The 26,564-nt window shown below is 33.7% G+C and carries 20 protein-coding genes; 12 read left to right on the forward strand and 8 right to left on the reverse strand.

Translation table 11 applies throughout. The annotated features are described in order from the left end of the window. The 7 genes from Q4566_RS03645 (at window position 1) to Q4566_RS03675 (ending at window position 10,398) form a co-directional block, all read left to right on the forward strand. Window positions 1-3,093: a SusC/RagA family TonB-linked outer membrane protein gene (locus Q4566_RS03645; RefSeq protein ID WP_303418350.1), complete on the forward strand. Its 3,093-nt coding sequence runs from the start codon at window positions 1-3 to the stop codon at window positions 3,091-3,093. Window positions 3,094-3,099: 6 nt separating this feature from the next. Continuing rightward, the gene (locus tag Q4566_RS03650) at window positions 3,100-4,692 is read left to right on the forward strand and encodes a RagB/SusD family nutrient uptake outer membrane protein (RefSeq protein ID WP_303418351.1); all 1,593 of its coding nucleotides are present in this window, start codon (window positions 3,100-3,102) and stop codon (window positions 4,690-4,692) included. A 153-nt stretch (window positions 4,693-4,845) separates the two neighbouring features. Next, complete coding sequence (gene nagB, locus Q4566_RS03655; RefSeq protein WP_408056942.1) at window positions 4,846-6,723, forward strand: glucosamine-6-phosphate deaminase; 1,878 nt, start codon at window positions 4,846-4,848, stop codon at window positions 6,721-6,723. 6 nt (window positions 6,724-6,729) lie between these two features. After that, window positions 6,730-7,155, forward strand: a complete 426-nt coding sequence (locus Q4566_RS03660) for a hypothetical protein (protein ID WP_303418354.1) — start codon at window positions 6,730-6,732, stop codon at window positions 7,153-7,155. Between the two features lie 17 nt (window positions 7,156-7,172). Next, entirely contained in the window at window positions 7,173-9,212 is a 2,040-nt protein-coding gene (locus tag Q4566_RS03665) for a beta-N-acetylhexosaminidase (RefSeq protein WP_303418355.1), read from the forward strand. Window positions 9,213-9,215: 3 nt separating this feature from the next. Beyond that, window positions 9,216-10,055 carry an N-acetylglucosamine kinase gene (locus Q4566_RS03670; RefSeq protein WP_303418356.1) on the forward strand — a complete coding sequence of 280 codons (840 nt, stop codon included), beginning with the start codon at window positions 9,216-9,218 and terminating at the stop codon, window positions 10,053-10,055. 25 nt (window positions 10,056-10,080) lie between these two features. Then, on the forward strand, window positions 10,081-10,398 hold the full coding sequence (locus Q4566_RS03675) for a hypothetical protein (protein WP_303418357.1): 318 nt from the start codon (window positions 10,081-10,083) through the stop codon (window positions 10,396-10,398). Here the strand turns inward: Q4566_RS03675 and Q4566_RS03680 are convergent. The 7 genes from Q4566_RS03680 to tsaD are packed head-to-tail and all read right to left on the reverse strand — an operon-like array spanning window position 10,395 to window position 16,314. Continuing rightward, complete coding sequence (locus tag Q4566_RS03680; protein WP_303418359.1) at window positions 10,395-11,573, reverse strand: THUMP-like domain-containing protein; 1,179 nt, start codon at window positions 11,571-11,573, stop codon at window positions 10,395-10,397. The two genes, Q4566_RS03675 and Q4566_RS03680, sit on opposite strands and share 4 nt — an antisense overlap. A gap of 8 nt (window positions 11,574-11,581) precedes the next feature. Continuing rightward, window positions 11,582-12,670: an AI-2E family transporter gene (locus Q4566_RS03685; protein WP_303418361.1), complete on the reverse strand. Its 1,089-nt coding sequence runs from the start codon at window positions 12,668-12,670 to the stop codon at window positions 11,582-11,584. A gap of 58 nt (window positions 12,671-12,728) precedes the next feature. After that, window positions 12,729-13,229 (reverse strand): TrmH family RNA methyltransferase, encoded by a 501-nt coding sequence (locus tag Q4566_RS03690; RefSeq protein WP_303418363.1) that lies wholly within the window; start codon window positions 13,227-13,229, stop codon window positions 12,729-12,731. A gap of 25 nt (window positions 13,230-13,254) precedes the next feature. Continuing rightward, window positions 13,255-13,896 carry a DUF4159 domain-containing protein gene (locus tag Q4566_RS03695; RefSeq protein ID WP_303418365.1) on the reverse strand — a complete coding sequence of 214 codons (642 nt, stop codon included), beginning with the start codon at window positions 13,894-13,896 and terminating at the stop codon, window positions 13,255-13,257. A gap of 6 nt (window positions 13,897-13,902) precedes the next feature. Beyond that, window positions 13,903-14,607 carry a 16S rRNA (uracil(1498)-N(3))-methyltransferase gene (locus Q4566_RS03700; protein WP_303418367.1) on the reverse strand — a complete coding sequence of 235 codons (705 nt, stop codon included), beginning with the start codon at window positions 14,605-14,607 and terminating at the stop codon, window positions 13,903-13,905. Window positions 14,608-14,609: 2 nt separating this feature from the next. Beyond that, window positions 14,610-15,245, reverse strand: coding sequence for a peptidylprolyl isomerase (locus tag Q4566_RS03705; protein WP_303418369.1), 636 nt, complete (start codon window positions 15,243-15,245; stop codon window positions 14,610-14,612). A 46-nt stretch (window positions 15,246-15,291) separates the two neighbouring features. Then, complete coding sequence (gene tsaD, locus Q4566_RS03710; protein WP_303418371.1) at window positions 15,292-16,314, reverse strand: tRNA (adenosine(37)-N6)-threonylcarbamoyltransferase complex transferase subunit TsaD; 1,023 nt, start codon at window positions 16,312-16,314, stop codon at window positions 15,292-15,294. Between the two features lie 242 nt (window positions 16,315-16,556). Here tsaD and Q4566_RS03715 point away from each other — a divergent pair, with 242 nt between their 5' ends. The 5 genes from Q4566_RS03715 (at window position 16,557) to Q4566_RS03735 (ending at window position 25,305) form a co-directional block, all read left to right on the forward strand. Beyond that, entirely contained in the window at window positions 16,557-20,945 is a 4,389-nt protein-coding gene (locus tag Q4566_RS03715) for a translocation/assembly module TamB (protein ID WP_303418373.1), read from the forward strand. 156 nt (window positions 20,946-21,101) lie between these two features. After that, entirely contained in the window at window positions 21,102-22,088 is a 987-nt protein-coding gene (gene pfkA, locus Q4566_RS03720; protein ID WP_303418375.1) for a 6-phosphofructokinase, read from the forward strand. Window positions 22,089-22,105: 17 nt separating this feature from the next. Then, window positions 22,106-23,110: a type I glyceraldehyde-3-phosphate dehydrogenase gene (gap, locus tag Q4566_RS03725; protein ID WP_303418377.1), complete on the forward strand. Its 1,005-nt coding sequence runs from the start codon at window positions 22,106-22,108 to the stop codon at window positions 23,108-23,110. An 80-nt stretch (window positions 23,111-23,190) separates the two neighbouring features. Further along, window positions 23,191-24,051, forward strand: a complete 861-nt coding sequence (locus Q4566_RS03730; RefSeq protein ID WP_303418379.1) for an N-acetylglucosamine kinase — start codon at window positions 23,191-23,193, stop codon at window positions 24,049-24,051. A gap of 33 nt (window positions 24,052-24,084) precedes the next feature. Further along, entirely contained in the window at window positions 24,085-25,305 is a 1,221-nt protein-coding gene (locus Q4566_RS03735; protein ID WP_303418381.1) for an ATP-binding cassette domain-containing protein, read from the forward strand. Between the two features lie 208 nt (window positions 25,306-25,513). Here Q4566_RS03735 and Q4566_RS03740 read toward each other — a convergent pair whose 3' ends face one another. Further along, window positions 25,514-26,554 carry a GMP reductase gene (locus Q4566_RS03740; protein ID WP_303418383.1) on the reverse strand — a complete coding sequence of 347 codons (1,041 nt, stop codon included), beginning with the start codon at window positions 26,552-26,554 and terminating at the stop codon, window positions 25,514-25,516. Between the last annotated feature and the right edge of the window lie 10 nt (window positions 26,555-26,564).

The following is a 26,564-nucleotide window of genomic DNA, read 5'->3' on the forward strand; positions in this document are numbered from 1 at the left end:
ATGAAACAAAACTTACAAACATTTTTCTTGTTTTCTTTTCTATTATTTGCTGTTCAATTTTCGTTTGGACAAGAGAAGGAAATAAAGGGAACAGTAACTTCAAAGGCGGATGGGATTCCGTTACCAGGAGTTAATGTTACGGTACAAGGTACTACTAACGGTGCCCAAACAGATTTTGATGGACATTATTCACTTACAGTGAATTCAGGTGACGTTTTAGCCTTTTCTTATTTAGGAATGACAACTAAATTAATTACAGTAGGGCAGCAAGACGTAATTAACGCACAGCTAGAAGAAGATGCGGAAGAGCTTAAAGCTGTTGTAGTTACGGCTTTAGGTATTAAAAAGGAGCGTAAAGCACTTACTTATTCGGCACAAGAAGTTGGTGGGGATGAGTTAACGCGTGTTAAGCAAACCAACCCTATTAATAGTTTATCTGGTAAGTCTGCCGGACTTACAATCTCAAGAAGTTCTTCTGGTTTAGGAGGTGCTACAAAAGTAGTATTAAGAGGTAATACGTCTACAACTAATAACGATCCGTTATATGTTATTGATGGTATTCCAATGCTAAACAGTGGTAATGGTTCTAACGGAAATGAGCCAGGTACTGATATTTTTGGTAGCCAAACTGGTAACCGTGATGGTGGTGATGCGATGTCGTTAATTAACCCGGATGATATTGAAAGTATGACTGTTTTAAAAGGAGCTTCGGCTTCAGCACTTTACGGAAGTCAAGGTGCTAATGGTGTAATTTTAATTACTACTAAAAAGGGTAAGGAAGGATCATTATCTGTAAACTTTAATTCTAGTTTTACTGTTGATAATGTGATGTCATTACCTGAATTACAATCGGAATACCAAAGTGCTTCAGTAGGTCAACCAATTGCTGAAAATGGTCGTGTTGCCGATGCTAAATCTTGGGGTGCTAAAGCTAGTAACTTAAGTAATGATGCTCACGATTTCTTTACTATGGGGTATACGGCGATTAATGCATTATCATTAACTGCAGGAAACCAGAAAGCTCAAACTTATTTCTCTTACGCAAATACTTTAGGAGAAGGGGTTATTCCAGGCAACAATTTAAAGCGTAACAACTTTACTTTACGTGAAACTGCTAAATTTTTAAAAGATAAAATTGATGTTTCTGCTAACATTAATTTATCAGATCAACGTATTAGTAACAGGCCAACAAATGGTTTGTACTCGAATCCATTAACTGCTGTTTATTTACAACCTGTTGGAATTGATAGAGATATTTATAAAAATAAATTTGAATATTTCAATGCGAATTTGAACCAAATGGATCAATATGCTTCATCTTTTGATGAGAATATTCAGCAAAATCCATACTGGTTAATTAACCGCAACCCTAGTGAAGATATCGTTCAACGTGTTTTGGCCAACGTATCGGTTAAATATCAAATTACAGATGCATTCTCTTTACAATCTAGAGGAAGTTATGATAAAACATTTTTCACTTTCGATAAAAGACAATATGCAGGAACAGATCCAGTAAACTCTGGAGATAACGGACGTTATGTTTTAGAAAAAACAGAAAACACACAACAATACATAGACTTTATTGCTTCTTATAATAAAGATTTCTCTGAAGCTGTTACATTCACTGGACTTTTAGGAACTAGTTTAACAAAGTATCAAATTGGAGATCAAACATATTTAGATTCAGGTCGTGATGGCGCTGGATTAAATTACCCGAATGTATTTAATATCGCAAACTTTGCAAATACAAATAACATAAGACAGTCTGTTGGTAATAGAGAAGTACAATCTGTTTTTGGATCTGCAAACTTCGGGTTTAAAGATATGCTTTTCTTAGATGTTACAGGACGTACCGATTGGTCTTCAACATTAGTGAACACAGATTCGAATTCGTTTTTCTACCCATCTGTTGGTTTAACTGGTGTTTTAACTGAAATGTTTGATATGGGTGAAGGTATTTCTTTTGCTAAAGTGAGAGGATCTTATGCTGAAGTTGGTAAAGATATTCCAGTGTATGCGACCATTCCATTAAACACAATAAATAATACAAATACAGGGATAGGTACTGCTCCTTTTGCTCCTATAGAAGGTGAAACGCTTCAGCCAGAACGTCAAAAAGGATTTGAAGTTGGTACAGAATGGCGCTTTTTTGGAAACCGTTTAGGTCTTGATTTTACATACTATAACACAAAAACTGAAAATCAAATATTTTACATTCAAGCAGCTCCTAATCCTAATGGGTATTCTCAAAACATTGTAAATGCTGGTGAGATTTCTAGTGATGGTATTGAATTAGTATTAAACGGTAAACCAATTGTTAGTGATAACTTTAAGTGGAATACCTTTATAAACTTTGCACAAAACAATAACAAAGTGGTGGCTGTACACCCTTCATTACAAGATGGAGAAGCTATTGTTACTGCACGTGGTGTTAATGGTTACGAATATGCACTTATTGAAGGAGAAGATTTTGGTAGTATTAAAGCGCGCTCACTAGTTAGAGATGAAAATGGTACTCCAGTTATTAGTTCTACAGGAACTTTAATGTCTACAGATTTTGAAACTGTTGCACATGCACAACCAGATTTTACACTAGGATGGAACAACAGTTTCGAAATAGGAGACTTCCATGTAAACTTCTTAATCGATGGTAAATTTGGCGGAGAAGTGATGAGTGTCACTGAAGCTGTAAATGATAAATACGGTGTGTCTCAAACTACTGCAAATGCAAGAAACACAAACGGAGGTATGGTAAATGTTGTTGACGAAAATGGTGCAAGTTCACAAATAACGGCACAGCAATATTACGCTGCTATTGGAGGTAGAGATGGTATGTTAGGAGAGTATGTTTACGATGCTTCGAATGTAAGTTTAAGAGAACTTTCAGTAGGGTATAAGTTAGAATTAGGTGAAAGTGATTTTATCGACAATATTAACTTTTCAGTAATAGCAAACAACCTTTTCTTTTTCTATAAAGATGCACCATTCGATCCAAACATTGCTGCTAGTACAGGAATGGGATTACAAGGAGTAGACATTTATAACCAACCTTCAACTAGAAGTGTAGGTTTAAACATTAACGTAAATTTCTAAAGAAATATGAAAAATATACTTAAATATACAATGGCTTCAGTTGTGGCCATGAGTTTAACCAACTGTACTGGAGATTTCGAAGACATTAATACAAATCCTTATGGGATTTCTCAAGAAAGCTTAACACAACAAAACAATCATATTGGATCTAGGTTTTCACCTTTATTTTCTAATATAATACGTGTAGAACCATCTTGGAACTACCAATTACAGCAAAATTTAAATGCTGATGTATTTTCAGGATATATGACGGCGCCTACAGATTTTGCAGGTAACATTAATAATCAAACTTATGCATTGGTTAATGGGTGGAACGGATTTATTTGGAGCGACGCTTATGATGCTAACGACGGTAATGGTATTATGCCTTACGCCAGAGAGATTAAAGAGCAAGTAGAATTATCTGGTGATCCTAGTGGAATGAAGTTTGTATACCTCTCGAATATCGTAAAAGTATTAGGTATGCAACGTATTTCTGATGTGTTCGGCCCAATTCGCTACTCAAAATTTGATGATTACGACACTACTGGTGAATACGATTCTCAAGAAGAAGCGTATAAAGCATTTTTCGCAGATCTAGATGAAGCAATAGCTGGCTTAGAAAGCGATGTTGATGCTGTACAGTTTATACCATTTGATCAATCAACTTTAGCTGGAGATATTTCAAAATGGAGAACTTTTGCAAACTCTATTCGTTTACGTTTAGCGATTCGTGTATCTAAAGTAGATCCTGCATTAGCTAAAATAGAAGGAGAAAAAGCCTTATCAAGCCCGGTTGGTTTAATGACGACTGAAGACATGAAGGTAGATATGAATGGCTTTGTTCACCCAATATTCACTATAAGTAACAGTTGGGGAGATATTTTAATGAGTGCAGAAATGGAGTCTATTTTAAAAGGTTTCAATGACAATAGAATTACAAAATTCTTCAACGCACCGGCAGATCCTACTTTAGGAGACTATAAAGGAATTCGTATGGGAATTGAATTAGATACAAAGGCGCAGTATGGTAGCCACTCTACTGTTGGTGAAGTTGTAGAGGGTACACACAAAACGTGGATGACCGCTGCAGAAGTTCTTTTCTTAAAAGCAGAAGCTGCTTTAAGAGGTTGGGCTGGAGCAGGTGATGCCAAGTCTAATTATGAAGCAGGTGTGCGTGCTTCTTTTGCAGAATTAGGAGCAAGTGGTGTAGACGCTTATTTAGCTGATGCAACAAGTACACCAGCCGATTTTGTTGATGCCAAAAACCCTACTAATAATTATGCATACCCTAGTGATGTAACCATTGCGTATAACGATGCAGGAACTAATGAAGAGCAATTAGAGCAAATTATCACTCAAAAATGGATTGCCATGTTCCCTGATGGCATGGAAGCATGGAGTGAGTTTAGACGTACTGGATATCCAAGAGTTTTTCCAGTAGTAATAAACAACAGTGGTGGAGCTATCGATACAGATATTCAGATTCGAAGAATCAATTTCGTTGATGTTGAGAAAAACACCAATGGTGCCAATGTAGATGCAGCGATTAGCACATTAAAAGGTCCTGATAACGGAGGGACAAGACTTTGGTGGGATACCGGAGCACCAAATTTTTAAGTTTAGGTTGATTAAACGTTTAGTTTAGTTTGTTGATGGTAAGCAAGCGGAGAATTTCGGTTTTCCGTTTGCTTTAATAAAAAGTATTTAAAAGAAAAACAGTATATCGTGAAAATTGCAAATCATAAAAATATAGCATACACAAAAGCAGGTATGTTTGAAGAAACTCGATTTGAAAAAATACACAATGTTATTTTTAATGATTCTACAGCCGCTTCGGTTCTTGTAGCCCATGAAATAGCAGATTTAATTCGAGAAAAAGAGAAACAAAATAAGCCTTGTGTATTAGGTTTAGCAACTGGTTCTTCACCAATAAAGGTTTATGAAGAGCTCGTAAGAATGCATAGGGAAGAAGGTTTAAGTTTTGCAAACGTTGTCACGTTTAACTTAGACGAATATTATCCTATGGATAAAGGTAACCTACAGAGTTACTTTTATTTTATGCATGAACATTTATTCAATCACATTGATATTTTAGATGAAAATATAAATATCCCAGACGGTCTTGTAAGCTCTGAAGATTTATATCAATTCTGTATTGACTATGAGATGAAAATAAAATCCTATGGTGGCTTAGATTTTCAGCTTTTAGGAATTGGTAGAACGGGGCATATTGGTTTTAACGAACCTGGTTCACACTACAATTCAGGAACAAGAAGTATTACTTTAGATCATATCACGCGTGTTGATGCAGCTCCGGCATTTTTAGGTATAGAAAATGTACCGAGAAAAGCGATAACCATGGGAATTGGTACTGTTTTAGGAGCTAAACGTATTGTTTTACTAGGATGGGGAGCTAATAAAGCCGAAATTCTTAAAGAAACCATTGAAGGTGAAATCACTGCTGAAGTTCCTGCAACATATTTACAAAATCACGAGAACACTACGTTTATCATTGATGAGGCAGCTGCGTCAGAATTAACACGAGTTAAAACACCTTGGTTGGTAACTACTTGTGTTTGGGATGACGATTTAAAGTTGAAAGCTGTGGTATGGCTTAGTGAGTTAACCGAAAAACCATTTTTAAAGTTAACCGATAAAGATTATAACAATAATGGGATGTCTGGCTTGCTTACCGAAGAAGGTACAGCCTACGATTTAAACATTAAAATGTTTAATAAATTACAGCACACCATTACAGGTTGGCCAGGTGGAAAACCGAATGCCGATGATACGAATAGGCCAGAGCGTGCTACTATACCCAAAAAACGTGTTATTATTTTTAGTCCGCATCCAGATGATGATGTGATTTCAATGGGAGGTACTTTTGATAGGCTAGTGGAACAAGGTCATGAGGTACATATCGCTTATCAAACATCTGGTAATATTGCAGTTTCTGATGAAGAAGCATTAAAATTTGCTGAAATTACGCAGTCAATATGCCCAGAATGTAAGGAAACAGAAGACGTTATTAATTTCCTTAAAAACAAAACGGCGAATGATATTGATTCTGTCGAGGTTCGTAAGTTAAAAGGATTAATTAGACGCAGTGAATCTTTAGGAGCGACACGTTATTTTGGTTTAAACGATGATCACGTTCATTTTCTTGATTTACCGTTTTATGAAACAGGAACCATTAAGAAAAACAATATATCGCAAGATGATATTGATATCATGTGTAGTTTAATTTCAGATATAAAGCCGCATCAAATATATGCCGCTGGCGATTTAGCCGATCCGCATGGCACACACAAAGTATGTTTAGATGCTTTGTTTGAAGCTCTAAAAGTAATTAAAACGGAATCTTATATGGATGATTGCTGGGTTTGGTTATACCGAGGTGCATGGCACGAGTGGGAATCTTACCAAATTGAAATGGCTGTTCCAATGAGCCCAGATCAGGTTTTAAGAAAAAGACATGCTATTTTTTATCACCAATCGCAAAAGGACGGTGTGATGTTTCAAGGTGGAGATTCTAGAGAATTCTGGGTTCGTGCTGAAGACAGAAACCGTTTAACAGCTAAAAAATATAACGATTTAGGCTTGTCGGAATACGCGGCTATTGAAGCTTTTAAACGTTATCATTTTTAGAAAATAATGAAGAAATCAATCTTGATAATTTCGGCATTGGCCTGTTTTAATTGTAATAACAGAACAACTGCTAATTGTATAAATGGAACATGGAAGTTGGTCTATGCTGAAATTGTTGAGAATGATTCAACTAAAATTAAAGATTTAAAGAACACGGAATTCATTAAAATTATTAATGATTCACATTTTGCTTTTTTCAATCAAGGTATCAACGATGATACAACTTTTTATAGCGGAGCAGGAACTTACCGACGAGAAGGAGAGACGTACGAAGAGATTTTAAGTTACACCTCAGCTAAAGAAATTAAAAACCACAAATTCTCTTTTCAAATTAAAATGAAAGGAGATACACTAATCCAAACAGGACAAGAGCTCATTAAAGCAGCAGGAATTAATAGAACGATTACCGAGAAGTATATCAAGATGAATTGAGTCCTAAAACTAATCAGATGAAAAAAATTATACTATTAATAATCATAAACTTAACAGGCGTTTTGGGGTTTGCTCAAGAAAATTTGTCTACTAAGTATGATTTAATGCCTTGGCCAAAGGACATTAAAGAGCATCCAAACAAATTTGTTATAGATAGTAGTCTCACTATTTCTATTACTTCAAATCAATCAGAGCGTGTTGAACACGCGGCCACACAGTTTTTAAGACGCTTAACCAATAGAACAGGCGTGTTTTTAAATGAAGGCTTTCCTTTAGAAAACAAAAAAGGAGACATTCAAATTCAATTTGATGAGGTTTCTAAACTTGATATAAAAAACAACGAATCTTATACTTTAACTGTAGAAGATTCTACAATAAAAATTTCAGCTAAAACAGATATTGGAGCCACTAGAGCGTTGGCTACTTTGTTACAATTAGTAGATCATAATGCTACTGAATACTTTATTCCTGGCGTTACTATTTCAGATGAACCACGATTTGTATGGAGAGGTTTAATGATTGATGTTTCTAGACATTTTCAGCCTATAGATGTTTTAAAACGTAATTTAGACGCCATGGCTTCCATGAAAATGAATGTGTTTCATTGGCATTTAACCGATGATCAAGGAATACGCATTGAGTCTAAAACGTATCCGAAGTTAACAGCATTAGCTTCCGACGGACTTTTCTACACTCATGAACAAATTAAAGATGTGGTTGCTTACGCGGATAGATTAGGTATTCGTGTAATACCAGAAATTGATGTTCCAGGTCATGCCACGGCATTTTTAACAGCTTATCCAGAGTTAGGGAGTAAAGATGATTATGATTATTCTATTGAACGTTTTTCGGGGGTTTTCGATCCTACATTAAATCCAACAATTGATATCACTTATACATTCCTTGAAAACTTATTTGCTGAAATAACGCCATTGTTTCCAGATGAATATTTTCATATTGGTGGCGATGAGAATGAAGGAAAACATTGGGATGAAAGTAAAAGTATTCAGAAGTTTAAGAAGAAACATGGCTTAAAAACAAATCATGATTTACAAACTTATTTCAATGTGAAACTTGAGAAAATATTGAATAAGCAAGGTAAAAAGTTAATGGGTTGGGATGAAATTATGACGCCCGATATGCCAACATCGGCAGTGATTCACTCATGGCGTGGCGAAAATGAAGGTTTAGCCAAAGGCGGTACTTTAATTGAAGCTGCTAAACAAGGCTATCAAACAGTATTATCCAACGGGTTTTACATCGATAGAATGCAGTCTGTAGCATACCATTACACCATTGAGCCTATTGGAGATGTAAAATTAACAAACGCCGAACGTGAAAGAATTTTGGGAGGCGAAGCCACTATGTGGTGTGAGTTAGCTACACCTTTAACTATAGATTCAAGAATTTGGCCTCGAACAGCTGCAATTGCAGAGCGTTTTTGGTCACCAAAAGAAATTAATAACGTTGATAATATGAGAACACGTTTAGAAGTCGTATCCTTTAATTTAGAAGAATTAGGTCTAGCCCATATTAAAAATCGTGCGGTTATTTTAAGAGGCATGACTAACCATCAAGACATTTCTTCATTATTAAGTTTGTCTAATCTTTGTGAACCGTTGAAAATTTATGCGAGAAACTTAGATGGTATTGAATATAAAACCTATTCGCCATTCAACTTATTTGCCGATGCTTGTGTGGCTGATGCTTCCGATGCTTTAAAATTTAATAAAGCTGTTTCAAAGTTTACAAAAGGAGGAGCAAGTACTTCTGTAGCAAACTATTTACAAAAATGGACAAATGATTATAAGGCTTTTAGTCAACTTCAAAAGAATCCTAAAATCACACCCTTAGAACCGTTATTTAAGAACTTAGCTTTGGTTTCAGAATTATTATCGGAAGCCATTCAAACGAAAAAAATCTCAAAAGAAAGTATACAAACCATCGGGAACACTATGATCTTACTAAGGGAACCTGTTGCTGATGTAGAATTAATGATTGTGGATGCGTTAAATGATTTATCTCAATATTGTGAATCAAATTACTCAAGTAAATAAGTCATGGTTTTAATAGCAGATAGCGGTTCTACAAAGTGTGATTGGATTTTATGTTCAAAGGAAAATAACGCACCTATTAGAATTAAAACAAAAGGTTTAAATCCTGCAATTTTATCTAAAAAGCAATTTGAAAAAATCATTTCGAGCAGTACCCATCTTGGTAATATTAAAGAGGTTGTTACCGATGTGAAATTTTTTGGAGCAGGTTGTGGTACCAAAAGAAATCAGAAAAAAGTAAATACCATTTTAGGTAATTATTTCCCAAATGCCATCGTGTATTCTAGTGAAGACACTATGGCCGCGGTTATGGCAACAACAAAGGAGCCTGCTGTGGTATGTATTTTAGGTACAGGATCAAACTGCTGTTATTTTGATGGTAGAAATATTCATTTAAAAGCGCCGTCTATGGGCTACATGCTTATGGATGAGGGTAGTGGAAACTACTTCGGAAAGGAACTTTTAAAGAGTTACTATTACGACACGATGCCAAGTGATTTAAAAACTGCATTTTCAGAAAGTTTTAATCTGAAAGAAAAGGACGTTATAAAAGGTTTGTATAAATCGGCAAGACCAAATAAATATTTAGCTTCTTTTGCGCCATTTATGTTTCAACATGAAGAACATCCCTTTATTAAGGATTTGCTACAAAACGGTATGAATGTTTTTGTAGAAAATCATGTATTACGTTACAGAGAAACATTAAAAAGTGTGCCTGTACATTTTGTTGGTTCTATTGCTTATTTCGGGCAAGATTACATAAAAAAAGCACTTAACGCTAGAGGTATAGAAGCTGGGGTTTTTGTTAAAAGCCCGATAGATAATATTATAAAAAATCAATTATAAAGTTCTTGCAATGCCGGTGTTAGTTATGAATTTAGAAAAGAAAACAGAAGATAGTAAATCGGACTTAGAAGCCTCAAAAATTGGTGTTGTGCCTAATCTTTTCATGTATAATAAGTACTTAAATTGGGTGAGTGGAGAGTTTGAATTGTATTTGCAGGACGATTCTAATGGTTTAAAAGTGTATTTCCCCTCTGGACATTTATCAGTTCGTTTAATACAGTCTAATAGGCAGGATATCTATTTTGAAATTTATGTAAAAAGTAAAAATAGAGCTTTTGGAACCCGTATTCATAACCAAGTGATTGAAGTTTTAAATCAGATCTATAAACTTCAGAGCGTTTAGACTTTAGAAGTTATAATCACTATTTTTTCATCATTGAAATTTGTGGTAAAGAATAAATAGCGGTTACCGCCATCTTTTATTTTGAACTTTTTACGGATGTTTTGAACGGTTTCAGGGAAATTGCGAGTGGTAATATTTGCTTTTGAAACACCTAATTTCTTAATCTCTTTTTTATTGAAAGGAAAAACCTGTTCAATTTTGAAGCGTCTTCCCGGAAATTCTATTAATCTATCGTTTGTATATAAATGGGAGTGCTTGTGGAGTTTATAAATATCTAGTTGTTCTGAAACACTTTCAAAGGCTCCCGCTTTTAATACAGAGACGTTAGGTTCGTATAGAAAGGATTGTGGTTTACTATAGTTGGAGTTAGCTCGTTTTTCATCACTTAAAACAAAATTAAACACTTCATTGCTGTCTTTTTTTAGGTTTACCGTTTTAATGCTTATTTCATCAGTAAAATCTCGGTCTAAAACCCATAATAATTCCTTTACTTCATTGTTAAAAGCAACAATATGAATGGTTTTTACAAGTTTCAACTCGTTTATACCAATGGTTAAATCGAGTAGTGGAGATGTTTTTATAAGAATGTTATTGGAATGACTAAAAAGCAAATCAAGATTTTCAGGTACGTTTGGCAAACAGTCGTTTAAAAAGAATACCTTACCCTTGCTATCATGGCGTCGAGAAGGATCGATGTAAATCCAGTCAAAACGGCTTTTTGAAGTCTTTAAATACGCAATACCATCACCTGTAATCGTTGATATGTTTTCTGCTTTTAATTGTTTGAAATTATGATTTACAATCGCAGAAAGTGACGAGTTTATTTCACAATGTGTAACACATTTAAATTGTTTTGAAAAATAATAACAATCTACGCCAAAGCCACCTGTTAAATCTATTATTGAGTCTCCAGAAATAAGCTGTGCTTTATATTGGGCTGTAATTTCAGAAGAGGTTTGTTCAATGTTTAATTTATTTGGAAAGTAAATATTTTCACATTTAAACCACGTTGATAGCTTGAATGTACAGCGGTTTTTAGCCTCAATCTGCTCAACGATTTCTTTGATATCGACATCTTGGAAATCAACACCTTTTAGTAAAAGTGAAGAAACATCAGATTTCAAATGTGATGTAATGAAACTCTGAATTTCAGTATTTAGAATCTTAGGGTTCAACGTTTTAATTAAATATTTTCGGTGAATTTCTTAACGATTCTATTCTCAGACAAATATTCTTTCAAAATCACTTTTATAGCCGTATAGGCCGGAATTGCAATGATTAAACCAACAACACCAAATAAAATTCCTGTAACTAAAATGATTAAGAATATTTCTAGAGGGTGTGATTTTACGCTTTTTGAGAAAATAATAGGCTGACTTACAAAATTATCAATAAGTTGTCCAATCATAAACACAACTAATACCCAGAAAGTTTTAGGTAAAATGTATGCGAAAAACTCATGACCAATGTTGCTCGTCATGGTAAGTGTCATCATTAATATGATACTTATAAACGGTCCTACGTATGGAATTAAATTTAGTAAGGCACATAAAAAGGCAATAACAATGGGATTTTGAACGCCTATAACGAGTAAACCAGTCATGTAAATGATAAACAAGATTGAAATCTGACAAATAAGTCCAACAAAATATCTTGAGAGTAAGTTTCTAATTTTTAAAAATGAATTTCTAAACTGATTTTCTCTATGCTCTGGAACCAAAATTAAAAGCGTATTTTCTAATAAAGTACGATCTTTTAAGAAAAAGAAGCTTATAAATAATACAGAAAAAAGACCAATACTAAAGCTTCCTAAACCGCTTACAATAGAGTTAAGAACATCTGGTATAAACGAGAAATCTAGTTTTTCTAAAAACTTAATACCTTTGAAAGATTCTGCAAGTTGATTTCCTTCGAGGTTGAAATTTGAAACAAAATCAGAATAGATATGTTCCACATTGGCTTCAAGTTTTTTAATATCTAATAAAGATAAGTTATGCCCCTGTTCTACAACCAATGGAACAAATAATCCGCCAAGACCAATCATTACTCCTAATAGCATGAAGATGGTAATGATAACTGCAATGTTTTTCTCAATTTTAAGCATGCGCTCCAAAAATTGCACTAATGGCCTGCAGATTAAAGCGGTAACCGCTGCAATAGCGATATAAGCGATTACAAAACGTACCTCGTACAGGAAAAATAAAAATATACCTAATGCAACTAAGGTTAGTACAGCTCTTACAATACCGCTCGAAATAGTTTTTGATTTCAAATTATGAATTTTGATAAGGAAGTAAAACTAATCAAATAAAATAACAATAGAAAATTGTTTATTGTAATTGCTTAGTAGCTTCGTATAAAGCAATGTTTGTAGCTTGCACAACATTCATACTGCTGTTTTGTCCAAACATATCTATATGAAGAATTTGGTTAGAAATCTTTAAAATAGCTTCTGAAACACCAAAGTTTTCATCACCAATAACAAAAGCGATAGGCTGTGCTTTTGAAAATTCAAATTGATGAATGGGAACACTTTCATTCGTAATTTCAATTGAGATAATTTGATAACCTTTATTTATTAAACCTTCAACAACCGCTGTAGCCGACTCGTTAATTTCGTAAGGAACAAATTTTTCCGTAGCTCTTGAGGTTTTTGCCATTTTGCGTCCTAACGTGATATTTTGTCCGCATAAAATTATTTTTTCAACACCAAAAGCATCGGCAACTCGAAATAAACTTCCAAGGTTTGGAGCATTAGTAACGTTGTCGCAAACCAATGTGATAGGAAAAGTACGTTTTTCGAAGTTTGTATTGTAGTGGTTGAGCTGCATTTAAATTATAACGGATCTTAAATTATTAATTTTCAAAAGCATATTTAACAATATTAGCACCCATTTTTAGTGCTTTTTCACGAACATTCTCTGTATCGTTATGTACGCCTTGATCTTCCCAACCATCCCCTAAATCACTTTCATAAGTAAAAAGAAGGATTAGGCGGTCGTCTTGAAAAATACCGAAAGCTTGCGGGCGCTTACCATCATGTTCATGGATTTTTGGCAGACCATTTGGGAATTTATATTCAATATTAAAAATAGCATGATTAGTAGGGATTTCAAGCAAATCTTTATTAGGAAATACCTTTTTTAACTCCTTTGAGATGTAGGGTTGCATGCCGTAATTATCGTCGATATGAAGAAAACCTCCAGAAATTAAATAATTGCGCAGGTTTTCAGCATCATTTTCATCAAAAAATACGTTTCCGTGTCCTGTCATATGTAAAAACGGATATTGGAAAATATCCAAACTTCCTGTTTCTACGGTTTGAGGTTTCGGGTTTATTTTAGTGTTTATATTGCTATTGCAAAACTGAATTAAGTTTGGTAAAGCTGTTGGGTTACCATACCAATCACCACCGCCTTTGTACTTTAAAATAGCCAAATCCTGAGCAAAAATCCCGAAAGAAAGTAAACAGAAACTAAAAATAAAAAATAACCTCATGTTTAATTATTCGTTTGTATAAGTTACAGAATGACAGGCAACAATAGCAGCAGTTTCTGTTCTTAACCTGGTTTCTCCTAAAGTTATAGGAATAAATTTGTTTTGTAATGCTAACTCAATTTCTTTAGTCGAAAAATCGCCTTCTGGCCCAATTAAAATAGTAACATCTGTATTGGGGTTTAGCAATTGCTTTAAGGATTTCTTATTGGTTTCTTCACAATGTGCAATAAAAAGCTCGCCTGAAAAGTCTTGTTCTATAAAATCTTTAAAGTTTATAGGCGCATTTAATTGCGGTAAATAGCAATTTAATGATTGCTTCATGGCCGATTGTAAAATACGATCAAAACGCTCTGTTTTTACTATTTTACGTTCGCTATGATCGCAAATAATAGGCGTGATGCTTTCAATACCAATTTCGGTAGCTTTTTCTAAAAACCATTCGTAACGATCGTTCATTTTTGTTGGAGCAACAGCCAGGTGTAATTTGAAATCTCGTGGTTTTTGCTGTGTTTTAGAAATGATGTTGGCTGCACATTTATTAATGTTTGGTAAAGCGATTTCTGCCGTAAACAACCAACCATTTCCGTTTGTTATGTGCAAAATGTCCCCAACAGTTTTACGTAACACTTTTACAATGTGTCTGCTCTCCGTTTTATCAAATAACAACTGAGTAGTTGTTTCGTTTATTTCTGGGTTATAGAAAAGTTGCATTTTTATTTTCTTTCAGTAACTTTTAAAACTTGTAATTCTGAAATTTCTTTAGGCTCATGTGTTTTTAAAACTACGTAATATCTATTTGTTTCTGGTAAATCTACCGTGTACAGTTCGTTTAATTCATGATTGTTACCTGTAAAACTTTGTTCTAAGGCAGTATCTAATTTACCTTTAGTAAACCAACCGGTATCACCACCTTTTTCAGCACGAGCATCCATGGAATACTGTTTAACTAAAAATTCAAAAGGCGCACCATCTTTATAGTTTGCCATAATTTTAGCCCTCACTGAATTTATTTCGCTTAAATCGTACTTAGCACCATTAAGGTAAATATATGACACGCGATTATAGGTGTTACTTGTTTTACTCATGATTTTATAATAAATCTTTTCGTATTCGCGATCAACAACTTCCGTGCTACCAACATTCTTTTTAAAAAGTTTGGTGGCTAGTTCCGTTTTATGTTTTTCTTCATTAAAAGTAATTAATTTATTCTTCTTCGATTTTTTAGATTTTAAATATTCATCGGCTTGCTCAGGGTTTTCAATGTTTTTTAATTCTTTTTTAACCGATGTCTGCGCATGAAAAGATGAAATAGTAATAAAAAATAAAAGAGTAAGTAGTTTTTTAATCATAGGTTTGGGGTTTTGGGGCTAGGTTATATTATTTTTTTTTAAAGGTTTAAATTTTAAGTCTTGCTGAAGCTACAACATCTTGTTTGGCAAAGTCACTTTCTAAATATTTTAAGTAACCCACGATGGCTATCATAGCTGCATTATCGGTTGTGAATTCAAATTTTGGTACGTAGGTAGTCCAGCCAAATTTTTGTTCACCATCTTTTAAAGCTTGACGAATACCTGAATTTGCAGAAACACCACCGCCAATCGCAATATGCTTTATACCTGTTTCTTTTGATGCTAGTTTAAGCTTGTCTATTAAAATACCAATGATCGTGTGTTGAATGGAAGCGCAAATATCATTCAAGTGCTCTTCAATAAAATTCGGATTTTCTTTTACTTCACGTTGAATGAAATATAAAACAGCCGTTTTAAACCCAGAAAAACTAAAATTGAGTCCGTCAACCTTAGGCTTAGTAAATTTAAATGCTTTTGGGTTACCTAATTTAGCACGTTTATCAATTTCGGGTCCTGCGGGATAGCCTAATCCTAGAATTTTGCCGCTTTTATCGAAGGCTTCACCTACAGCATCGTCTATAGTTTCGCCTATAACGGTCATGTCAAAGTGGTTATCAACCCTAACAATTTGCGTGTGTCCTCCAGAAATCGTCATCGCTAAAAACGGGAATGGTGGTTTTTCAAAACCTTCTTCATCTATAAAATGTGCTAAAATGTGACCCTGCATGTGGTTCACATCTATTAGTGGAATATTTAAACCATAAGCCAAAGATTTTGCAAAAGAGGTTCCTACAAGTAAACTGCCCATAAGCCCTGGGCCTTTTGTAAAAGCCACAGCATGAAGTTGTTCCTTTGTAATATTTGCTTTTTTTAAAGCTTGATGTATTACAGGAACTATATTTTGTTGATGTGCTCGTGAGGCCAATTCTGGTACCACACCACCGTATTCTTCATGTATTTTTTGACTAGCAATAACGTTGCTTAAAATCTTACCGTTAACTAATACCGAGGCCGCTGTATCATCGCAGGAAGACTCAATTCCTAGTATATATATATTTTCTGAAGCCATTAATTTCTATTGGGCACAATAATTGTTAATTTTACATCGAATAAACGTTTTATTCGCAAGCACAAAACTACTCATTTATTTTTTTAATAAAAACGTAAAGAAGTATATATCGATTTGCTTAAAATTGATGTTTGCATCTGTATCTTTAGTAAGTAAAAGAGTTTATCGTTAATAAAGTTGTAATTTTATCAGTTATCAAGAAGTTTCTTAAAATACTATCTAAAATAGCAGGCATTTTTTTAATGCTATTCATCATTTTGGTGCTTATTTTATCCATTCCATATGTGCAAACACGCTTGGGGAAATATGCGACTGAACGCCTAAATGAAGAGTACAATACACATATTTATGTTAATCGGCTAAGCATGCAAATTAATGGAGATATTGAATTAAAAGATATTTATATTGAAGATTATAAGAAAAATACACTTTTTAGTGCTGCAGAATTAAACACCTCCATTTTAAGTGTTAGAAATTTATTCAATGGAAATTTAGTTTTTGGCGATGTTGATATTGAAAACCTCCACTTTAATGTTAAAACTTATGAGGGTGAAAGAGAAACGAATCTAGATATTTTTGTAAAACGATTTGAAAGAGATAATCCTGAAAAAGTACGTAGTGAATTTTTGCTTTCTTCTAGTGATGTTTCTATTTATAACTCGGTTTTTAGTTTAGCAGATGAAAACAGAGAGACTTCAAAAATGCTTTATTTAAATGATCTAAATATTAATGGTACCAATTTATTGATTGATGGTAGCAATGTAAGTACCAGAATAAACACATTATCTTTTGTAGATAGTAGAGGGGTTGTTGTAAAAAACATGATGACCAATTTCGCTTACACTTTAAGCGATATGACCTTTGCAAATCTTCAAATAAAAACAGAAAATTCAGTTCTAAATGGTGATTTGAAGTTTTTATATAAGCGTGAGGATTTACAGTATTTTACAGATAAAGTAAATATTGAGGCTAGTTTTAAAGGTTCTAATGTGCTTTTGGATGAATTGAATCGTTTTTATGATGAATTCGGACAAAACATACACGCTAAATTCGATGTTGATCTTTCAGGTACCTTGAATAATTTAAAGATGACCGGTTTAAGACTTTCTACAAGCGATAGAACACATGTAGATGGCGATATTCTATTTCGAAATTTATTTAATGCAAAGGATGATAATTTCTATATGAATGGTAAATTTAGAAGTTTATCATCAACCTACTCAGATTTAACACATTTACTTCCAGGTATTTTAGGACGCTCTATTCCGTCATCGTTCGATAGAGTAGGGATGTTTAATATTATGGGAAACACGGTAATTACTTCGAAAAAAGTGGTCGCCGATATTAAGATTTTTACAGATATCGGTTTTGTAGATTCTAACCTAGAAATAGATAAAATTAACGATATCGATAATGGTTCTTATAAAGGAAACATTATTGTAAATGAATTTGATTTTGGTTCTTTTCTGAATGCACCTAAAGTAGGGAAAGGCTCCTTAAATATTGATGTAAACGGAAAAGGTTTTACCGCCGAAAAAATTGATACACAAATAAAAGGTGATATTTTTCAATTAGAATATAACAACTACAACTACGAAGGGATTAAAATTGCAGGAAATGTTATGAATAATATTTTCGATGGTAATTTAATGATTAACGATTCTAATTTAAAAATGAATTTTTTAGGGCTTGTAGATTTTTCAGAAGAAGTAAAAAAATACGATTTCGAAGCCGTTGTAGATTATGCAGATTTACAAACGCTAAATTTTATAAAAAGAGATAGCATTTCCATATTGAAAAGTAAAGTAAATATGAATATGAATGCCGGTAGTGTAGATGATGCTTTTGGTAAAATCATTTTTAGTAATACCGTTTATGAGAATGAAAACGATACTTATGCTTTTGATAAATTTGTAGTAACCTCTAGGTTTGAAGGCGAAAAGCGCTATTTGTCTTTTAATTCTCCAGACATCATTCAAGGCGATTTAAATGGGCGTTTTGTATTAAGAGATTTGCAAAAATTATTTAAAAATGCCATTGGATACGATTATTCCAACTATACACGAGACAAGGTGGTAGAGAAGCAGTATATTGATTTTAATTTCAAGATATATAATAAAATTGTAGAAGTGCTTTATCCAGAAGTTAAACTTGCTAAAAACACCTTTATTCGTGGTCGGGTTGAGAGTGATGAAAGCAAATTTAAACTCATGTTTAAATCACCAAAAATAGAATATGATGATTATTTTGTAGATAATGTTGAACTACAAGTAGATAATGACAATCCGTTATTTGATACCTATATAGAGGCTGATAGTTTAAATACAAAATTTTATAATTTATCAAAATTTAATTTGATAAACGTGACCTTAAATGATACGCTTTTTATGCGTGCTGAAATTGTTGGAGGCAAGCGTAACGACGATAATTTCAACTTAAACTTTTACCATACTATTAATGATAAAAACGAATCGGTTGTAGGGTTTAAGAAATCAAATTTCACTATTAAAAACCATAAATGGCATATCAATGAAATAGACGATAATTTTCATAAAATAGTTTTCGATAAGAAGCTAGCCCATTTACGCTTAGAAAAATTTAAGGTAAATCACGAAGATGAAATTATTAATCTATCCGGGTTTATAAAAGATTCAACTCAGAAGGACATAAAACTAGATTTTGTAAATATAGATTTAGATAAGATTTTACCTGAATTAGACAGTTTAAAGTTTGAAGGTAGAGTTAACGGGCAACTTGAAGTTTTACAGGAAAATGGTAGTTATTTACCATCCTCAGAGATTGTTGTAAACGGTTTGAAGATTAATGAATTTGATCTTGGCTCCTTTGATGCAAAAATCAAAGGGAATGAGTCACTTACTAATTATCAAGTAGATGCCTCTATAAAAAATGATTTAGCCAAATCTTTTCACGCTCAAGGCGAAATTAGCGTGGTTAAAAAACAAGCAGCTATCGATGTTAACCTAGACTTCGATGATTTTAAATTAGACCCCTTGAATGCTTTGTTGCAAGGTGTTTTGTCAAATATTCGTGGTGAAGCTACAGGACGTGTTCAAGTGGTGGGCAATTTAAAAGAACCAGAAATTAACGGTAAATTACTATTAAATAAAGCAGGTTTAGGCATACCATATTTAAACGTGGATTACGCTTTCGCGGAAAATTCATCGGTTGGCCTTAACAATCAAACTTTTCAATTTAATAATATAAAAATTACAGATACGAAATACCAATCTAAAGGGGTGTTCAAAGGGACTATTAGTCATGAGAATTTTTCTAAGTGGAATTTAGGCCTAGATATTACGACAGATAATTTAGTAGTTTTAGATACCAAAGAGGAAGAAGAGTCCCTTTATTTCGGAACAGGGTTTCTTGGAGGTCGTGCGAGTATTTACGGGCCAACCGAACAACTGGTAATAAATGTTATAGGAGAAACAAAAAAAGGAACGGTTTTTAATATTCCTTTGAGCGATTCAGAATCTTTTGGAGATAATTCCTATATGCGTTTTATTACCAAAGAAGAGAAAATGGCAAAGGAACAGGGTGTGGAGATCGTTTTTAAAGAAATTAAAGGTTTGGAGCTTGATTTTGATTTAGACGTTACTGAAGATGCTGAAGTACAACTTATTATTGATAAAAGTACAGGACACTCTTTAAAAGGTCGTGGAAGCGGCGGTTTACTTGTCGAAATTAATACCAATGGTAAATTTAATATGTGGGGAGATTTCTCAGTGTTTGAAGGGGTTTATAATTTTGCGTATGGCGGTTTAGTTCAAAAAGAATTCATTGTACAACCTGGTGGTACCATTGCTTGGGAAGGCGACCCCTTAAAAGCTCAAATTGATATGTTGGCTACTTATAAAACAAGGGCGAACCCGTCTCCATTATTAGATACACCTATTAATAGAAGCATTCCTGTTGAATTGAATATAGCCTTAGTAGGAGACTTAGAACAACCTGAGCCAGAATTTAGTTTTGAGTTTCCTAATGTGAATTCAACGGTTAAATCGGAGTTGAACTATAGATTGCAGTCTAAAGAAGATAAACAAAATCAAGCCTTATATTTATTGTCTACAGCATCATTTTCTAGTGGTTTAAGTGATCTTAATTTCTCTGGAACCATTGCTGAAAGGTTAAATGGTATAATTAATGGTTTTTTTACAGGTGAAGACAGTAAATTAAATATTGGATTAAATTACGAATCTGGACAAAACAGACCCGATTATCAAACAGATGATCGTTTTGGGGTAACCTTACAAACTCAAATTAGTGATCGTGTTATAATAAATGGAAAAGTAGGAGTGCCTGTTGGAGGTAGTGGTGCTACACAATCTGTTGTTGCTGGTGATGTTGAAATCGCTTTTCTTCTTAATGAAGATGGAAATTTAACTGCAAATGTGTTTAATCGAGAAAATAGTATTCGAAATTTTGGAGAAAAAATTGGATATACTCAAGGTATTGGTGTAGCTTATAGCGTAGATTTTGATACCTTTAGGGAGCTCATTCAGGAAATATTAAAAAAATCGGAGTCAGTAGAGGTTGATATTGAAGCTGAAAAAGCAGAAGATAAAAAAGAAAAAGTTCTGCCAAATTACATTTCGATTAAGGAAGAATAAGACAACTAAAGTGAGTCATTTTTGGTCGTTTTGAGATTCTTATATTTTTAGTTGTCAACTAAAACGTTGTAGTTTTAATTGTATGCTAAAATGTGATTTATGTTATAGAGATATGGTTTTTGTTTCTTAATTTTACAAGAACAAATAAGAAAATGAATGCCAAATACAATTAAAAAAGTAGCCGTTCTTACCTCTGGAGGAGATTCTCCAGGAATGAATGCAGCTATACGTTCTGTAGTTAGAACGTGTGCTTACCACCATATAGAATGTTTTGGTGTATATCGTGGCTATGAAGGTCTTATTGAAGGAGACTTTTTAGAACTAGATGCTAGAAGCGTTAAAGGGATTATCAATAAGGGAGGAACGATGTTGAAATCTGCACGATCTAAAAATTTTAGAACAAAAGAAGGTCGTGAGCAGGCTTATAAAAGTTTAAAAGATAAAGGTATTGATGGTTTAGTGGTTATTGGAGGAGATGGATCTTTTACAGGAGCACTAATTTTTAATCAAGAATTTAATTTCCCAGTAATGGGAATACCAGGAACTATCGATAATGATATTTTTGGAACAACACATACTTTAGGTTTCGATACGGCTCTAAATACGGTAGTTGATGCCATAGATAAAATTAGAGATACAGCGAGTTCACACAACCGATTGTTTTTTGTAGAGGTTATGGGGCGTGATGTTGGTCATATTGCATTAAATTGTGGTATTGCTGGTGGTGCTGAGGAGATTTTAATTCCTGAAGAAGATTTAGGACTAGAACGTTTAGTCGAATCTTTAAATAAAAGTAGAAAGTCTGGGAAATCTTCCAGTATTGTGATCGTTGCTGAAGGTGATAAAATAGGTAAAAATATTTTTGAACTTAAAGACTACGTTGATGAAAATATGGAAGGTTACGATGTAAGAGTTTCTGTTCTGGGTCATATGCAACGTGGAGGCGCACCTTCGTGTTTCGATCGTGTATTAGCGAGTCGAATGGGAGTAAAAGCTGTAGAAGCCATGCTAGACGGACAGAGTAATTACATGGTAGGTCTTAAAAATGGTAAAATGGAATTAACACCATTAGATAGTGCCATTAAGGGTAAAACAAAAATAAATTTAGAATTATTGCGTGTCTCAGATATCATGAGCACTTAACATTTATATATACGATTATGTCAAAATTAAAAATTGGAATTAACGGATTTGGTAGAATAGGTAGAATTGCTTTTAGAGTTGCAGTTTCTAGACCTGATATTCAAATAGTAGGTATTAATGATTTGTTAGATGTTGATCATTTAGCTTATTTATTAAAATATGATTCTGTACACGGGCAATTTGATGGAACTATTGAAACTAAAAACGGAAATTTAGTAGTAAATGGAAATGAAATTAGAATTACTGCAGAACGTAACCCAGAAGATTTAAAATGGGATGCTGTTGAAGCAGAAGTTGTTTTAGATTGTACAGGTATCTTCACAACTTTAGAAGGCGCACAAAAGCACATTACTGCTGGAGCTAAAAAAGTAGCTATTTCTGCACCATCTGCAGATGCACCAATGTTTGTAATGGGAGTGAACCATAAGCAAATTACTGCAGCAGATACTATCGTATCTAACGCATCATGTACAACAAACTGTTTAGCTCCTTTAGCTAAAGTAATTAATGATAAATTTGGAATTGTAGAAGGTTTAATGACTACAGTTCACGCTGCAACGGCAACACAATTTACTGTTGATGGACCATCTAAGAAAGATTTCAGATTAGGTCGTGCATCTTTAAACAACATCGTGCCAGCTTCAACTGGAGCTGCTAAAGCTGTAGGTAAAGTAATTCCTGAATTAAACGGAAAATTAACAGGTATGGCTTTTAGAGTACCAACTGTTGATGTATCTGTAGTAGATTTAACTTGTCGTATCGAGAAGAGTGCTTCTTGGGATGAGATTAAAGCAGCTTTAAAAGAAGCTTCTGAAAATGAATTAGATGGTGTTTTAGGATATACTGAAGAAGGTGTAGTTTCTCAAGATTTCGTATCTGAACCAAAAACAAGTACATTCGATGTTAATGCAAGTATGGCATTAAATGATAACTTTATTAAATTAGTATCTTGGTATGATAATGAGTTTGGTTACTCAACTAAATTAGTTGATTTAGCACAACACATTGCATCAGTAAAATAATTTATATTTATTAATAATAACTCCACAGAGTTGTTGTGTGTTAGCACAGTATTCTGTGGAGTTTTTTTATCTCTAAACTTATGATTTTAATTGTTGATAGTGGTTCTACAAAATCTGATTGGATAGCTGTAGATAGTAATGGAAACCAATTGTTAGAAAAGATTCGTACGAAGGGTCTGAATCCAGCTATTTTACCCGAAAAGAAACTCTTTAAAATTATTAAAGGAAGTAAGGAGTTAAAAAAGCATAGAGAGGAAGTTACTCATGTGTTTTTCTACGGTGCCGGTTGTGGTACTGAAAATCCGAAACTTTTATTAAAAGGCGTATTGCAAGAAATGTTTACTAATGCCCAGGTAGAAGTAAATGAAGATACTTTAGCAGCGGTTTACGCGACTATTAATACACCCACAGAAGCAGCCGTGGTTTGTATTATGGGAACAGGGTCTAATTGTAGTTATTATGATGGCGAACACCTTCATCAACGTGTTAACTCATTAGGTTACATTCTAATGGATGATGCCTCTGGAAATTATTACGGTAAGCAATTAATTAGAGATTATTATTTTAATCATATGCCAGTTACTGTAAAGCATGCCTTCGATACCAAGTTTAATTTGGAGTCAGATTATATTAAATACAACATTTATAAACAACCTAATGCGAACGCTTATCTAGCAAACTTCGCAGAGTTTATGTTCTTAAATAAAGATTCAGAATACATCATTAATTTGATTAAAGATGGTATCCGATTGTTTGCAAAAAACATGATTTTTCAATTTGAAGAAGAGCTTAAAACAGTACCTGTTCACTTTGCAGGGTCAATAGCCTTTTTTGCTCAAGATGAAATTAGAGCAGTTGCAGAAGAAATGGGCTTTACAGTTGGTAACTTTGAGCGTAGACCAATTGAAGGTTTAGTACCTTTTCACACCAAAGATTTATAGGGTTATTTCATTCTTTAAAAGTAGCCTTTCAATATGTTGATACCTCATGTCTCTTTTTATATTTCTAATAAAGAAGATAAAGGTCAAGTTATTGAAAGTATTCAAAAAGGTAATTTTGATATTAATTTCAGTAACCTTAAAGGTGCGCTATTCTCTGAAATTACCTTAAATAAATTCATTCAAGAAGAAATTCGTCATGAACAGTTTGACGTTGAAACCATTCATAAAAATAGTTTAAAACAAGCTTCTGAAGGAGAACGAAAAAAAGCGCTTCTTAAACATATTATTGCGCTAAATCCCGAATATATTATTGTAGATAATGTGTTTGATAGTTTAGATGTTGAATCTCAATCGGCTATTGTACAAACGTTGCTTCAACTTAGTAAGACAATTACCATTGTTCAAATTTTAACCCGTAAACGGGACTTGCTACCCTTTATTGAAAACATTTTTCAGTTAAAGAACAAGATTTTTAAAAAGATTGAAAGTATTGAAACCGCTTCTACGAATAAAATTCTAATACAAGACTTACCAAACCCTGAAAAATTAGTAACTAAAGTTTTTAAATCTTTAGTGAAATTTAATGAGGTTACCATTAAATATGGCGAACGTGTTATTGTAAAAGACATTTGTTGGGAAATTAAATCTGGAGAGTTCTGGCAGTTAATAGGTCCTAATGGCTCAGGAAAAAGTACATTAATCACGTTAATTACAGGAGATAACCCAAAAGCATATGGACAGGATATTGTTCTATTTGGAATGCAGAAGGGGAGTGGTGAACGGGTTTGGGATATCAAAAATAATATTGGTCATTTTTCTGCAGAAATCTTGCGTGGATTTCGTCGTTTAGACTCTATAGAAAAAATGATACTTTCAGGATTTTATGATTCTATTGGTTTGTATAGGTTTCCAACAGAAAGACAAAAATTTATCGCTCATGATTGGCTTAAATTGTTAGGATTATTTGAAGTGAAACATAAAGATTTTCTTTCTTTATCAGTAGGGCAGCAACGCTTAGTTTTAATAGCACGTGCTATGGTGAAACATCCACCATTACTTATCTTAGATGAACCCACCAATGGTTTAGATGATGCTGATGCACAAATATTTTCTGAGTTAGTAAATAAAATAGCTTCAGAAAGTAAAACAGCCATTTTGTATGTTTCACACCGAAAAGAAGAATCCCTTTTAAACCCTGATTATGTTTTTGAATTAACAGCAAGTAAATTTGGATCCACGGGTAAAGTGCTGTAAATTGACTATTGACTATTGACTATTGACTATTGACTATTGACTATTGACTATTGACTATTGACTATTGACTATTGACTGTTGACTGTTGACCAAAAAAAACAAATTTCCTTAAATAGTGTTGATTATTTTTAATTCAAGAAAAGTTTAGCTGAAAACTGCGACTGCGACTGAAAAATATAAACTAAACTATAAAAAGGACTATTAACCATCACCCACCGTAAACCCTATTTTCTTGCTCATTTACTCTAATAAAAGTAGTACGTTTAGTAAGCTCTTTTAATCGAGAAGCACCAACATAGGTACAAGTACTTCTTAACCCCCCTAAAATATCTTGAATGGTGTTTTCAACTGGACCCTTATATGGAACTTCTACTGTTTTTCCTTCGCTTGCCCGGTATTCAGCTACACCACCAACATGCTTTTCCATGGCAGTAGCCGAGCTCATACCATAAAACTTTTTAAAGACTTCTCCGTTTTTTTCAATAATCTCTCCGCCACTTTCGTCATGTCCAGCTAACATGCCTCCCAGCATCACAAAATCGGCTCCAGCACCAAAGGCTTTTGCAATATCACCAGGTGTGGTACAACCACCGTCACTAATAATTTGACCTCCTAATCCGTGAGCAGCATCAGCACATTCAATAATTGCAGAAAGTTGCGGGTAACCAACCCCTGTTTTTACACGTGTTGTACACACAGAGCCTGGTCCAATACCTACTTTTACAATGTCTGCTCCCGAGATTAATAACTCTTCCACCATTTCACCAGTAACCACATTACCAGCTATAATTATCTTATTAGGAAATTGAGCTCTTGTTTTACGAACGAATGCTGTGAAATGTTCTGAATAACCATTGGCAACATCGATACAAATAAATTTTAACTCAGGTAGAACTTCAAACACTTTAGATAGCATTTCAGTGTCCTTTTCACTCGTTCCAGTGCTTACAGCAATATAGTTTTCAATACCAATTGGGGCATTTTCAGTAAAAATTTTCCAATCTTCTATTGAATAATGCTTATGAATAGCTGTGAATATGTGTTTTTCAGATAAAGCTAAGGCCATTTCAAAAGTACCTACTGTATCCATATTAGCAGACATTATTGGAATTCCAGACCAAGTTAAAGTGCTATGCAGAAATTTAAATTCGCGTTCTAGACTTACTTCCGATCGACTCTTCAAAGTTGACCTTTTAGGTCTTATCATAACATCTTTAAACCCTAATTTAATATCGTATTCAATTCTCATTCGTTAATAT

The organism is Tamlana sp. 2_MG-2023, assembly GCF_030548465.1.
Classification (GTDB): domain Bacteria; phylum Bacteroidota; class Bacteroidia; order Flavobacteriales; family Flavobacteriaceae; genus Pseudotamlana.